The following is a 14,496-nucleotide window of genomic DNA, read 5'->3' as shown; positions in this document are numbered from 1 at the left end:
CGCAGTTGCGCTTCGCTTCGCTCGCTGTGATCAACTTACGGTGGGACTTGCACCCACAAGAGTGCGCCCATGCTGGGCGCACAAGATAAAAAAGGTGGTGTGTTTCACGTGAAACACACCACCTTTAACCGCAATCAGACAAGACCCTCCGCGGTTAAGCGACCTTTTTGGTCAGCCCCAGATACGTCTCGATAACCCGAGGATTCTGCGCCAGATCCACAGCTGCACCCTCGAGTGCAAGTTCGCCGGTTTCAAGAACATAGCCGTAATCTGAGATCTGCAGCGCCGCGCGGGCGTTTTGCTCGATCAGCAACGTGGCAACGCCCGTCTGCCGCAGCGCGCTAATGATATGAAAAATCTCTTTCACAATGAGCGGCGCAAGCCCGAGGCTCGGCTCGTCGAGCATCAACAGATCGGGCTTGCCCATCAATGCCCGACCGACCGCCAGCATCTGCCGCTCGCCGCCAGACAACGTACCCGATGCCTGCTTGCGTCGCTCCTTCAGCCGCGGAAACAACTGAAACACCGGCTCAAGCTGATCGAGAAAATCCCGCTCCCCCGCCCGCTTGCGGCGCCAGGCGCCGAGCACGAGATTGTCCTCGACCGTCATTGTGGAGAATAGCTCGCGCTTTTCCGGGACCAGGCACATGCCCCGCGCAACACGTTTTTCGACAGGCACGGCGCTGACGTTTTCGCCTCTGAAGGCGATCGCGCCCTTAGCATGCCCGCTCACCGGCAGCGCACCCATGATCGCGTTCAGCAGCGTCGACTTGCCTGCGCCGTTCGGCCCGATCACCGACACGATCTGGCCTGGCCGAACCTTGATCGCCGCATTGTGCAGCGCCTCGACCTTGCCGTAGCGAACGGACAAGCCTGTGACGTCAAGAATCGACACGCCGGAATCAGGTTGCATCGTCATCATTCCACCCCACCGAGATAGGCTTCGAGTACGGCCGGATCCTTCTGCACATCTTGCGGCAAACCTTCCGCGATTCGGGTGCCGAACTCCATCACTACCAGCCGATCCGTCAGATTCATCACAAAATCCATGTCGTGCTCGACCAGCAGCACGCTCATGCCTTCTTCCTTGAGCTTCTTCAGTAGCACAGCCAGTTGCTGCTTTTCCTGATACCGAAGCCCTGCAGCAGGTTCATCCAGCAGCAGTAACGTCGGATCGCAGCACAGCGCACGCGCGATTTCCAGAATCCGCTGCTGTCCCAGCGCCAGACTGCCGGCCTCGTCAAACATATGCTGCTCAAGGCCGACGCGACGAATCTGCAGCGCAGCCTCCGCCATCAGGCGGCCTTCTTCCGCGCCGTTGAGTTTCGCGACGCTGCGCCAGACACCCGCGTGGCCGCGCAGATGCGCGCCAATCGCAACGTTCTCCAGTACCGTCATGCCGGGCAGCAGCTTGACGTGCTGGAACGTCCGGCCGATTCCGCGTTTGACGATTTCACGTGAAGTCAGCGAATCGATCCGTTCGCCACGGAACGCGATCTCACCGCTTGTCGCCTGCAACACGCCGGTCACCAGATTGAACGTCGTCGACTTGCCTGCACCGTTCGGCCCGATCAGGCCGATGATCTGACCAGCCTTCACTTCAAAGCTGACGTCGTTCACCGCAACCAGGCCGCCGAACTGCTTGCGCGCCTTCACGACCGACAGCAGTGTCTCGCCAGCCATTGGTTTGCTGCGCTGCGGCAAAGGCTCGGCGTGATCGGGTACATGGGCACGCGGACCGCGCGGAAAGAACCGCGCGACGAACGGCCAGACACCCTGACGCGCGTATTGAAGCAACAACACCATCAGAATGCCGAAGACGATCACTTCGAAATTGCCGCTTTCGCCAAGCAGCTTCGGCAGCCATGTCTGGAGGTAATCCTGCAGGAGCGTCAGGATGGCCGCGCCCAGCACGGCGCCCCACACATGCGAAACGCCGCCCACCACCGCCATGAACAGAAACTCGATGCCGTGGTTCAAACCAAACGGCGTCGGGTTCACCGAACGCTGCAGATGCGCATAGAGGAAGCCCGAAACAGAAGCGAGAACCGCTGCATAGACGAAAATCACGACGCGCATCCAGGCCGTGTTCACGCCCATCGCCTCAGCCATCGAGCCACCGCCGCGAAGCGCCCGGATCGCGCGCCCGGGCCGGCTATTAAGCAGATTCTGAACAGAGATCACCGCGGCGAGCACGACGACCCAGATCAGGTAATAGATATGCCGCCCCGACTCCAGCGGGATACCGAATACGTTGAGTACTGGAATGCCGTTAATGCCGTCGTACTTGCCGAGCATCTCCATATTGCCGAAGAGGAAGAACAGCGCGAGCCCCCAGGCGATCGTCCCGAGCGGCAGGAAGTGGCCCGACAGGCGCATCGTCACCGCGCCCAGCACGAGCGCGATCAGCGCCGTCAGCACGACGCCGACGATCAGCGCGAGCCACGGCGACACGCCAAACTGCGTCGTCAGATACGCCGTGGAATACGCGCCCACGCCGACGAACGCGGCCTGCCCGAAGCTCGTCATCCCGCCGATGCCCGTCAACAGCACGAGTCCGATCGCGACAATCGAATACAGTCCGATGTAGTTGAGCAGCGTGACCCAGTATTCGGGCACACGAATCGGCTGAGGCAGCACCGGCAGCGCGAACATCACCACGAGAAACAGCCAGAAGAACCTGTTTTGCATGATCCGTTTCATCGTGTCACTCCTCGTCCTCTTCCGCGTGCGGGCTCACGAAACTTCGCCACAGCAGCACCGGAATGATCAGCGTGAACACGATCACTTCTTTATAGGCACTCGCCCAGAACGACGAGTAGGACTCCAGCAAGCCCACCAGGATCGATCCGGCGGCCGCCAGCGGGTAGCTGACCAGGCCGCCGATGATCGCCCCCACGAACCCCTTCAGGCCAATCAGGAAGCCCGAGTCGTAGTAGATGGTGGTCAATGGCGCGACGAGAATGCCGCACAGCACGCCGAGGCCCGCGGCAAGCGTGAACGCGAGCCGCCCCGCCTGCGTCGTGCCGATGCCGACGAGGCGTGCGCCGACGCGGTTCACCGACGTCGCGCGCAGCGCCTTGCCGGAGATCGTGCGGTCGAAGTACAGGTACAGCGCCGCGATCAGCACGACGGCGGTGCCGACGACCCACAGGCTCTGCCCGGAGATCATCATGCTGCCGACGTTGAACGTGGCGTCGGAGAAAGCCGTTGTGCGCGAACCTTCCGCGCCGAACATCACGAGACCCACCCCGACCATCGCGAAATGCACGGCGACCGCGACGATCAGCAGCAGCAGCGTGGTCGCTTCCGCGATCGGTTCATACGCAAGCCGGTATACGAACGGTCCCATCGGGATCACGATCAGCAGCGTCAATGCGATCTGCACGACCATCGGGAGCGGATGCATGAAGAGCCCGCGCGTCACTGCATAGACGGCAACCGGAAACAGCAGGTACTTGCTCGCCAGCGTCACGAGCGTGCGGGCTGCGTGGCGGCGTCGCTCAGGATGCCGCACGAGGCCGGCCGTCTCGATGACGAAGCACGCTGCGCCCATCGCGATCAGCAGCCAGCAGGTGGCCGGAAACTTCTGCGTCTGGATGGCGGCGAGCGTCAGTGCCCCGTATGAAACGAACTCGCCCTGCGGAATGAAGATCACCCGCGTCACCGAAAACACCAGCACCAGCGCAAGTGCGAGCAACGCATAGATTGCGCCTGTGGTGATCCCGTCCTGTGCAAGGATCGCCGCTATTGATAGATCCATACTTCCTCTGAAACGTCGAAGTCGAAATTGAAACTGGGGCCGACGCGTGAAACAGCAGGCCCGTTGTCGTCGGAATGAGTTCGTCATCCCTGCACTGAAACGCGAGCGCCGCGCCCGGGTAAGGCGCGGCGCTCGGCGCCATTTTTATCGAACAGAATGCAGGTGCAGCGTCGCCGCCCCACCGTATGCGAGAAGCGCGTACTTTTTTAGTCGTTCTGAAGCTTCCACTTGCCGTCGACGATTTCGACCATCACGCGTGCGCGGTCGTCGAAGCCGTTGTGATCGGTCGTCGTGGTGTTCATGATGCCTTGCGAGACCGGCAGGTTCTTCAGGTTCTCAAGCGATGCACGCAATGCCTCGCGGAACGCCTCCGTGCCCGGCTGCGCCTTCTTCAGCGCTTCGGGGATCGCGTGCTGCAGCATCTGGCCTGCATCCCACGCGTGACCGCCGAACGTGGAGAGCGAGCCCACGCCATAGGCCTTCTCATAGGCTGTCTTGTACGCTTCCGAGGATTTCTTCACCGGGTTGGAATCCGGCAGCTGCTCTGTCACGAGAACCGGACCGGCGGGCAGCAGCTCGCCTTCGCAATCCTTGCCGCATACGCGCAGGAAGTCGTTATTGGCGACGCCGTGCGTCTGGTAGACCTTGCCCTTGTAGCCGCGCTCCTTCAGCGTCTTCGCGGGCAACGCGGCCGGCGTGCCCGAGCCGGCGATCAGGATGGCATCCGGGTTCGAGCTGACCAGTTTCAGCACCTGACCCGTCACGGAAGCGTCCGTGCGGTTATAGCGTTCGTTCGACACCACCTTCAGGTGATGCGTGGCGGCCGCCGCGCTGAAGACCGTGTACCAGTTCTCACCGTACGCATCCGAGAAACCGATGAAGCCCACGGTCGTCACGCCATGCTTTTCCATGTATCCGGCGATCGCATCGGCCATCAGGCCGTCGTTCTGCGGCGTCTTGAACGCCCACATGCGCTTCGCGTCCATCGGCGCGATGATCGCGGCCGACGCGGCCATCGAGATCATCGGCGTCTTGCCTTGCGACACCACGTCGAGCATGGCCAGCGAATTCGGCGTGACGGTCGAGCCGATGATCGCGTCGACGTGATCTTCATCGATCAGCTTGTGCGTGTTCTGCACCGCGCGACTCGTATCGGATGCGTCGTCGAGCACGATGTACTCCACGCTCTTGCCGCCAATCTCCTTCGGCAATAGCGCGATCGTGTTCTTCTCCGGAATGCCCAATGAAGCCGCCGGACCCGTGGCGGATACCGTCACGCCGATTTTCACCTGTGCCGACGCGGCGGTCGCGCCGCATACGAGCGCTGCTGCGAGGCTTGCGCGTACCCAGTTGCCTGTTGTTTTCATTGCTGTCTCCAAACGCTGTGCGTTGCCTGTTGTTTGATCCGGCTTTTACACCGGTTTCTGAATCTAGTTTTCGGCTTCGGGCGTGAATAGCATGGTTTTCCCTGCTCGGGATAAAACGCCTCTGCGTTACTGCAACAACCGATACGCAGAAAAAAAGGCACGTCTGACTGAACGTGCCTTTTTCCGGGTTCAGATGCGCTATCTCGCCCTCGATCAGTCTGTAGCCAGCTTCCACTTGCCGCCGACGATCTCGACCATCACGCGCGCCCGCTGATCGAGGCCCGCGTGATCGTTTGCGCTCATGTTGAAGATGCCATGTGAAGCCGGCATGTCCTTCGTGCTTTCGATCGCCGCGCGCAACGCATCGCGGAACGCCGGCGTGCCCGGCTGCCCTTTCTTCAGTGCGAGCGGAATCGCGCGTTGCAGGAGCAGGCCCGCGTCCCACGCATGGCCGCCGAACGTCGACACCGAACCCGCGCCATAGGCTGCTTCATACGCATGCCTGTACGTCAGCGCGGATTTCTTCACCGGGTTCGAATCAGGCAGCTGATCGGCAACCAGCAGCGGACCGGCCGGCAGATAGGTGCCGTCGCAATCCTTGCCGCACACGCGCAGGAAGTCGTTATTCGCGACGCCGTGCGTCTGGTAGTACTTGCCCTTGTAGCCGCGTTCCCTCAAGGTCTTTTGCGGCAGCGCAGCCGGGGTACCCGAACCGGCGATCAGCACGGCGTCCGGATTCTGCGACATCATCTTCAGCACCTGGCCGGTCACCGAGGCGTCGTTGCGCGCAAAGCGTTCGTTCGCCACCACCTTGATCTTCGCGAGATCCGCGGCCTTGCCGAATTCACGGAACCAGCTCTCGCCGTAGCCGTCGGAGAAGCCGATGAAGGCAACGGTCCTCACGCCGTGATTCGCCATGTGCTGAGCGATCGCCGTCGCCATCAGGATGTCGTTCTGCGGTGTCTTGTAGACCCACGCACGCTTCGCATCCATCGGTTCGACGATCGTGGCCGCGGCGGCCATTGAAATCATCGGCGTGGCGGTTTCAGCCGCGACGTCGATCATGGCCAGCGAGTTCGGCACGACGGTCGAGCCGATGATCGCGTCTACATGGTCTTCGCTCGTGAGCTTGCGGGCATTCTTCACCGCCAGCGTGGAATCCGTCGCGTCGTCCAGCACGATGTATTCGATCTTCTGGCCGGCGACTTCCTTCGGCAGCAACGCGATCGTGTTCTTTTCCGGAATGCCCAGCGAAGCCGCCGGACCGGTGGCCGATACCGTCACGCCGATTTTCACCTGCGCCGACGCCGCGCCGCTCCATGCTGCCAATACGCCCGCCGCGACGCATGTCGCGCTGATCCATCGCATTGCCGACTTCATTCCGCTCCTCTGCCCCGTCATATCCGCGCGCATTGGCGCCGACTCAATAATTCGAGAATTTTTACACCGACCACATGGTCGGCGAATGGCGAGTGTAGCGGACGCGCGCGCCCGGCTGCAAGCGTTTTGGCAGCTTCAGGGCATTGATAATCCAGCGAAAAATGCGAAAGGGAAATGCGTGAAGAAATGCTGCGGGGATTCAGCGCGGGATAAACCGGAAATAAAGCAGGTGCATATCTAAAAAGGCAAATAAAAAGCGCTGTTGGATATCAATCCAACAGCGCTTTCGTGTGGGCACTTGGTGCCTCATGTCTCCTCGTTCTCCACCTGCAAATTTCGTGTCGCCGGTGCTTCAGAACTGCGTGAAGATTAAACAACCCCGAATCGTGGGACAACTAGCATTTACCCTAGTGGTGCAATGCAGCACTCATTTGGGGCACGTTTTCTGGCGTCAGACTGATGTTTCGGGTTCGTCACTGCGTACATGCAAGGCCATTATTTTTTACATCGGATACCGAATCATTTTCAGACGCCACGAGAGCCTTCACGCACGCAGTGGCCGGACCCGCGCCACGATCTCTCCGACAATGCCGCGCCGGAACGCCAGCACACACACGATGAAGATCACCCCGGTGACGATCGTCACCGCTTCGCCGAACGAGCGAAACCAGTCGATGCCGGTCACGTTCGCGAGTGCGGTGCCGAGATCGCCCAGCCGGTCCTCGAGCGCAACAATCAAGGTCGCACCGAGCAGCGGCCCGAAGAGCGTGCCCATGCCGCCGACGAGCGTCATCAGTATCACGAGACCGGACATGGTCCAGTACGCGTCGCCGAGCGTCTCGAAGCCGAGCACGAGCACCTTCAGCGATCCGGCAAGACCCGCGAGTCCCGCGGACAGCACGAACGCGAGCAGCTTGAAGCGATCCGTGTCGTAGCCGAGCGAAACCGCACGCGGTTCGTTCTCCTTGATCGCGACCAGCACCTGGCCAAACGGCGAATGCACGATCCGCACGATCAGCAGGAACGCCAGCACCATGATCGCGAGTACGACGTAATACAGCGCGAGGTCCGACGAGAGATCCAGCACGCCGAAGAGCTTGCCGCGCGGCACGCCTTGCAGACCGTCTTCGCCATGCGTGAACGGCGCCTGCAGAAACACGAAGTAGACCATCTGCGCGAGCGCGAGCGTCACCATCGCGAAGTAGATGCCCTGCCGGCGGATTGCGAAGAGCCCGACGATCAGGCCGAGCAGCGTCGCCACCGCGGTGCCCGCAACCAGACCGAGCTCCGGCGAAAATCCGAGCGACTGGATGCCATAACCCGTCGTATAGCCCGCCGACGCGAGGAACATCGCGTGCCCGAACGACAGCAGCCCCGTGTAACCGATCAGCAGGTTGAACGCGGCCGCGAAGAGCGCGAAGCACAGCACCTTCATCACGAACAGCGGATAGGCGCCGACGAATGGCGCGGCGATCAGCGCGATAAACAGCAGCCCATATAGCGCTTTTCTCTGCATCATTTTTCCTTGCCGAAAAGACCCGCGGGGCGCACCAGCAACACGAGCGCCATGATCACGAAGACGACGGTCGCCGACGCTTCCGGATAGAACACACGCGTGAGGCCCTCGATCACGCCGAGCATCAGGCCAGTCAGGATCGAACCCATGATCGAACCCATCCCGCCGATCACGACGACGGCGAACACCGTGATGATCATCGGCTGCCCCATCAGCGGCGAGACCTGAATGACCGGTGCGGCCAGCACGCCGGCAAACGCCGCGAGCGCAACGCCGAAGCCATAGGTGAGCGTGATCATCAGCGGCACGTTGACGCCGAACGCCTCGACGAGCTTCGGGTTCTCGGTACCGGCACGCAGATACGCGCCAAGACGTGTTTTCTCGATGACAAACCATGTCGCGAAGCACACGACCAGCGATGCGACGACAACCCAGGCGCGATAGTTCGGCAGGAACATGAAGCCGAGATTGGTCGCGCCGGACAATGCGGACGGCACGTCGTAAGGCTGGCCCGACGAGCCGTAGATCGAACGGAACACGCCTTCGACGACGAGCGTGAGCCCGAACGTCAGCAGCAGACCGTAAAGATGGTCGAGACGATACAGCCAGCGCAGCATCGTGCGTTCGATCACCATGCCAAAGAGCCCGACCAGCAGCGGCGCGAGCACAAGCATCACCCAGTACGGGAGATCGAAATACGCGAGACCCATCCACGTGAGCATGGCGCCGAGCATGAACAATGCTCCGTGCGCGAAGTTGATCACGTTGAGCAGGCCGAAGATCACGGCGAGACCCAGGCTCAGGATCGCGTAGAACGAACCGTTCACGAGTCCAAGCAGCAACTGGCTCAGCATCGCCGGAAGCGGAATGCCAAAGATTTCCATTAAACCCGTCGTCCAGATGAGATCGATAGACGCGCGAACCACTCGGCGCGCGCGGGCCGTCGGGCGACCGCATGTGACCCCCACACCTGTGCGGGTCACATGCGACGATGCCGCCTGCCGCGCCCCGAACGGGCGCGCGTCAGCCGACGCTTACTTCCACAACGCGCAGCGCGATTCCGCCTTCGTATCGAAAGCCTGGTCGCCCGGAATCGTCGCGAGGATCTTGAAGTAGTCCCACGGCTCTTTCGATTCGGACGGCTTCTTCACTTCCATCAGATACATGTTGTGAATCATGCTGCCGTCCTGGCGGATATAGCCCTTCGCGTAGAAGTCGTCGATCTTGATCTTGTGAAGCTGATCCATCACCTTGTCGCTGTCGGTCGTGCCGGCTGCCTGCACGGCCTTCAGATACGTCGTGACAGCCGAGTAGTCCGCAGCCTGCAGGCTGGTCGGCATCTTCTTCGTCTTCGCGAAGTAGCGCTGCGCCCACTGACGCGACTTCGCGTCCATGTTCCAGTACCAGCTGTCCGTTGCCAGCAGACCCTGCGTGGTTTCGAGACCCAGGCTGTGGATGTCGGTCAGGAAGACCAGCAGCGCGGCGATTTTCATCGTCTTCGTGATGCCGAATTCCTTCGCGGCCTTGATCGAGTTGATCGTGTCGCCGCCGGCATTCGCGAGGCCGAGTACCTGCGCCTTCGACGCTTGCGCCTGCAACAGGAACGACGAAAAGTCCGATGCCGACAGCGGATGACGCACTTCGCCGAGCACCTGGCCGCCGTTCGCCTTCACGACGTCCGCGGTGTTCTTCTCCAGCGCCTTGCCGAAGGCGTAGTCAGCCGTCAGGAAGTACCACGTCTTGCCGCCCTGCTTCGTCACGGCGGAACCCGTGCCCTTCGCGAGCGCCATCGTGTCGTACGCGTAGTGGACCGTGTACGGCGTGCATTGCTCGTTCGTCAGGTTGTCCGCGCCCGCGCCGATGTTGATGTACGGAATCTTCTTTTCACCCGCGACCTGGCTGGTCGAGAGTGCCGTCGCCGAATTCGTGCCGCCGATGATCGCGTTCACGCCGTCGCGGTCAATCCATTCGCGCGCGCGCGAGGCCGCGATGTCAGCCTTGTTCTGGTGATCGGCGTAGACGAGTTCGATTGGCTTGCCGTTCACCTTGCCGCCGAAGTCGGCGATTGCCATGCGGATCGCTTCGAGGCCGCCCGGGCCATCGATGTCCGCGTACAGGCCCGAAAGATCGGTGATGAAGCCGATCTTCACGGTGTCGCCCGCGGCGGCCTGAGCCGTGCCCATCGTCAGCGCGGTGCTGGCGAAGCAAAGTGCTGCGAGTCCTGCGAGAGTCTTCAGTTTCATGCGTGTCTCCTTGTTTCCATGCTTGTGGTTATTCAGAGGCATTCAGGCGTTCCCACTACGTCGACGCTTACACCCCGAGCAGATCGTGTAGAACCGGCATCTTGCTTTCAAGCTCCCCTGCGCCAAAATGCTCGACGATACGGCCGTGTTCCATCACGTAAAAACGGTCCGCGAGCGGAGCCGCAAACCGGAAATTCTGTTCGACCATGACGATCGTATAGCCGCGCGACTTGAGCGTCATGATCATGCGCGCGAGCGCCTGCACGATGACCGGCGCGAGACCTTCGGATATCTCGTCGAGCAGCAGCAGGTTCGCCCCAGTGCGCAGAATACGCGCGACGGCCAGCATCTGCTGCTCGCCACCCGACAGGCGCGTGCCCTGGCTCTGGCGCCGCTCCTGCAGGTTCGGGAACATCGCATAGATCTCGTCGATGGACATCGCGCGCGCCGCATCGCCGACGGGCGGCGGCAACAGCAGGTTTTCCTCGCACGACAGACTCGAAAAGATGCCGCGCTCTTCCGGGCAATAACCGACGCCGCAGTGAGCGATCCTGTGCGTCGGCATCGCGATGGTTTCGCGGCCTGCTACCTGGATCGAGCCAGTGCGACGCCCTGTGAGCCCCATGATCGCGCGCAGCGTCGTCGTGCGGCCGGCGCCGTTGCGGCCGAGCAGCGTGACGACTTCGCCCTGGTTCACCGTGAGATCGACGCCATGCAGAATGTGGGACTCGCCGTACCAGGCCTGCAAGCCTGCGATCGCAAGCGCGGGCACGGCACCGGCCGCGCCGCTCACTTCGGCGCTTTCGCGTTCCGCAATTGTGTTCATGCATGCGCTCCGGCGAGGGCCGCGTCCGCGCTACCCATGTAGGCCTGCATCACGAGCGGATTCTTCGACACATCCGCGTAGCTGCCTTCGGCCAGCACCTCGCCGCGTTGCAGGACCGTGATCGTGTCGGAGATGCCGGCGATGACGTTCATGTTGTGCTCGACCATCAGGATCGTGCGTCCCGCCGATACTTTCTTGATGAGCGCCGTCACGCGGTCGACGTCCTCGTGGCCCATGCCCTGCGTGGGTTCGTCGAGCAGCATGAGTTCGGGCTCCATCGAAAGCGTCGTTGCGATTTCGAGCGCGCGCTTGCGGCCGTACGAGAGCTCGACGGTCGGCACATCGGAGAAATCGCTGAGGCCCACCTGCGTGAGCAGATCCATCGCGCGGTCGTTCAGCGCGCGCAGCGAGCGCTCGCTCTTCCAGAAATGAAAGGCTGTGCCGAGCGAGCGCTGCAGCCCGATGCGAACGTTCTGCAATGCTGTCAGATGCGGAAATACCGCGGAAATCTGAAACGACCGGATGATGCCGCGCCGCGCGATCTGCGCTGGACGTTCACGCGTGATGTCGACGCCGTTGAAGACGATCTGGCCCGCTGTCGGTTCAAGGAATTTGGTCAGCAGGTTAAAGCAGGTGGTTTTACCGGCGCCGTTAGGGCCGATGAGCGCGTGGATCGACCCGCGGCTCACGCGCAGGTTCACACCGCTCACGGCGGTGAACCCTTTGAATTCCCTGGTCAATCCGCGCGTCTCAAGAATCGTGTCGCCGAGAATCATGTTCCCTTCCAAACGGAGTGAGGCGAACTGCTACGATCTTCCGCGCCTGACTGCCGCGCGACGTTTTATGACGACACCCCCGTGTCGCCCGTTTGCGTGGTGCACCAATGCGGACGGTAATCCATGCCGCACCACGCAGCACGGGTGCCATTGTCTCGCCAATGATGCAGCGCATTCATCGGGATTTGCACTTAGTGTTTTATGCGCACCCCTCATTCGATTACGTGCAAGTCTTGCATGTCATGCAATTGACACGGTCTGCGGGCGATGTGTCTCTGTTTCGAGACCCGAGCGCCGGGCACGGCGATCGGCGCGGATCATCTCGCTTGCGCGCTCCGCGATCATCAGTGTCGGCGAGTTCGTGTTGCCAGACGTGATGGTCGGCATGACCGAAGCGTCGACGACACGCAGACCGTCGACGCCGATCACGCGCAGCCGGTTGTCGACGACCGCGGTGGGATCGTCGGCGACGCCCATGCGGCAGGTGCCGACTGGATGAAAGATCGTCGTGCCGACCTGGCCGGCGGCCTGCTGCAGTTCTTCTTCCGTCTGAAACTGGATACCGGGCAGGATTTCTTCTGGACGATAGCGCGCCAGTGCCGGCGCCGCTGCGATCCGGCGCGTCAGGCGCAGCGCGTTGGCGGCAACGTGACGGTCATGGTCGGTGGAGAGATAGTTTGGCGCGATGAGCGGCGCCGCAAGCGGATCGTTCGATCCGATGTGGATGCTACCGCGCGACGTGGGCCGCAGATGGCACACCGAAGCCGTAAACGCGTTGAAGCGATGCAGCGGCTCGCCGAACCGGTCGAGCGACAGCGGCTGCACGTGGTACTCCAGATCGGGGCGCGTGAGCGCGCGGTCATCGGGATCCGACTTTGCGAATGCGCCGAGTTGCGATGGCGCCATCGACATCGGTCCGCTTTGCAGCAGCAGGTATTGCAGGCCGATCATCAGTTTGCCCCACCAGTGCGCGGACGCCGTGTTGAGCGTACGTACGCCGTCGACCTTGAAGGCCATGCGTAATTGAAGATGGTCCTGAAGGTTTTCGCCGACGCCGGGCAGATCGCGCACGACGTCGATACCCAGGTTTTGCAGACGCGCGCCGCTGCCGATGCCTGAGAGCTCGAGCAGTTGCGGCGAGTTGACGGCACCCGAACTGAGCACGACTTCGCAGCGCGCTTTCGCGATGAAGTCGGTATTGCCGCCACGATATTCGACACCTGTGCAGCGGCGTCCTTCGAAGACGAGGCGTTGCGTGTGCGCGCCTGTGATGATCGTCAGGTTTGGGCGTTGCATTGCCGGGCGGAGGAACGCTTTCGAGGCATTCCAGCGGATACCGCGTTTCTGGTTGACGTCGAAGTAGCCGACGCCGGTGTTGTCACCGCGGTTGAAGTCGTCGGTGGCCGGGATACCGGTTTCCTGCGCGGCTTGCGCGAAGGTTTCGAGCACCTTCCATTTGAGCCGCTGTTTTTCGACGCGCCACGGGCCGCCTGCGCCGTGCGATTCGCTGGCGCCGCCGTGATGGTCCTCGCTGCGCTTGAAGACGGGGAGGACGTTTTGCCAGGCCCATGACGGGTCGTTCGTGATGCGCGCCCAGTCATCGTAATCTTCGCGCTGGCCGCGCATGTAGATCATGCCGTTGATCGACGAGCTGCCTCCCAGTACGCGTCCGCGTGGATAAGAGAGGGAGCGGCCGTTCAGGCCGGATTCCGGTTGTGTTTTATAGAGCCAGTCGGTGCGGGGATTGCCGATGCAGTAGAGGTAGCCGACCGGCACATGAATCCAGTGGTAGTCGTCCTTGCCGCCGGCTTCCAGTAGCAGTACCTGCACGTCTTTATCTTCGCTAAGGCGATTGGCAAGCACGCAGCCTGCCGTGCCGGCGCCGATTACGATGTAGTCGAATTCGCCTTCCAGCACGCGATGGTTTGTTTCTTCATTCATGGTGGTCACCCAGTCGTTCCTTGTTCGGGTCGCCGTTCACGACATACCGATGGGGTTTTTTGCCGCAGCGCGTGGTTATTTTTTGTTGGCCTTTCCTTGTATTGGTGTTGGTCTATTAGCGTCGCCCCTGTGCGGGGCGGCACCTACTTTTCTTTGCCTTGCCAAAGAAAAGTAGGCAAAAGAAAGGCGCTCCGACAATTCATCTTTTCCCGGTGTGTCATCGTTGGGGAATGGCAACCCATGAAGTGTCGCCCCCGCACTTCACCCGGCATCGGCCCCCGCGCGATTCCATCTCGCGCGCGTTCACTGCAGATGACAAAGCCGTCATCCACCCGACTCCACGCTTCGCGCATCGCCGATCGGCATAACCTTCCCATGCAACCGCAACTGCTAATACTCGACACCTCGCGCTGCAAAAACGTCACTTTGACCGACCGCACCGCAGCGCACGCAGTGCGAAGCGGGATGAATGACAGCCTTGTCACGAGCATGGAACGCGCGCGGGACTGAATCGCGCGGGGACCGATGCCGGATGAAGTGCGGGGGCGACACTTCATGGGTTGCCATTCCCCAACGATGACACACCGGGAAAAGATGAGTTGTCGAAGCGCCTTTCTTTTGCCTACTTTTCTTTGGCAAGGCAAAGAAAAGTAGGTGCCGCCCCGCACAGGGGCAACACTAATA

11 protein-coding genes are annotated in these 14,496 nt (G+C 61.5%); all 11 read right to left on the bottom strand.

Going from position 1 to position 14,496, the window contains the following annotated elements:
* Positions 1-154: 154 nt before the first annotated feature.
* Positions 155-913, bottom strand: a complete 759-nt coding sequence (locus LPA37_RS27300) for an ABC transporter ATP-binding protein (RefSeq protein WP_229014217.1) — start codon at positions 911-913, stop codon at positions 155-157.
* Positions 914-918: 5 nt separating this feature from the next.
* Positions 919-2,703, bottom strand: coding sequence for a branched-chain amino acid ABC transporter ATP-binding protein/permease (locus tag LPA37_RS27295; RefSeq protein WP_228978643.1), 1,785 nt, complete (start codon positions 2,701-2,703; stop codon positions 919-921).
* A 4-nt stretch (positions 2,704-2,707) separates the two neighbouring features.
* Positions 2,708-3,763, bottom strand: coding sequence for a branched-chain amino acid ABC transporter permease (locus LPA37_RS27290; protein ID WP_229014216.1), 1,056 nt, complete (start codon positions 3,761-3,763; stop codon positions 2,708-2,710).
* A gap of 206 nt (positions 3,764-3,969) precedes the next feature.
* Complete coding sequence (locus tag LPA37_RS27285; protein WP_229014215.1) at positions 3,970-5,130, bottom strand: ABC transporter substrate-binding protein; 1,161 nt, start codon at positions 5,128-5,130, stop codon at positions 3,970-3,972.
* A gap of 213 nt (positions 5,131-5,343) precedes the next feature.
* Positions 5,344-6,510: an ABC transporter substrate-binding protein gene (locus LPA37_RS27280; RefSeq protein ID WP_229014214.1), complete on the bottom strand. Its 1,167-nt coding sequence runs from the start codon at positions 6,508-6,510 to the stop codon at positions 5,344-5,346.
* 544 nt (positions 6,511-7,054) lie between these two features.
* Positions 7,055-8,026, bottom strand: coding sequence for a branched-chain amino acid ABC transporter permease (locus LPA37_RS27275; protein WP_229014218.1), 972 nt, complete (start codon positions 8,024-8,026; stop codon positions 7,055-7,057).
* On the bottom strand, positions 8,026-8,910 hold the full coding sequence (locus LPA37_RS27270) for a branched-chain amino acid ABC transporter permease (protein ID WP_228978651.1): 885 nt from the start codon (positions 8,908-8,910) through the stop codon (positions 8,026-8,028). Before LPA37_RS27270 ends, LPA37_RS27275 begins: the two co-directional genes overlap by 1 nt.
* 150 nt (positions 8,911-9,060) lie before the next feature.
* Positions 9,061-10,269: an ABC transporter substrate-binding protein gene (locus LPA37_RS27265; RefSeq protein WP_228978656.1), complete on the bottom strand. Its 1,209-nt coding sequence runs from the start codon at positions 10,267-10,269 to the stop codon at positions 9,061-9,063.
* 67 nt (positions 10,270-10,336) lie between these two features.
* On the bottom strand, positions 10,337-11,095 hold the full coding sequence (locus tag LPA37_RS27260; protein ID WP_228978658.1) for an ABC transporter ATP-binding protein: 759 nt from the start codon (positions 11,093-11,095) through the stop codon (positions 10,337-10,339).
* A complete protein-coding gene (locus tag LPA37_RS27255) occupies positions 11,092-11,871 on the bottom strand; it encodes an ABC transporter ATP-binding protein (RefSeq protein ID WP_229014213.1) in 780 nt (259 codons plus the stop codon). Before LPA37_RS27255 ends, LPA37_RS27260 begins: the two co-directional genes overlap by 4 nt.
* A 240-nt stretch (positions 11,872-12,111) precedes the next feature.
* Complete coding sequence (locus tag LPA37_RS27250) at positions 12,112-13,812, bottom strand: GMC family oxidoreductase (RefSeq protein WP_228978664.1); 1,701 nt, start codon at positions 13,810-13,812, stop codon at positions 12,112-12,114.
* Positions 13,813-14,496: the final 684 nt, after the last annotated feature.

The sequence above is a fragment of the Paraburkholderia gardini genome (assembly GCF_907164545.1).
GTDB lineage: Bacteria > Pseudomonadota > Gammaproteobacteria > Burkholderiales > Burkholderiaceae > Paraburkholderia > Paraburkholderia gardini.
This window is presented reverse-complemented; position numbering and strand designations above follow the sequence as displayed.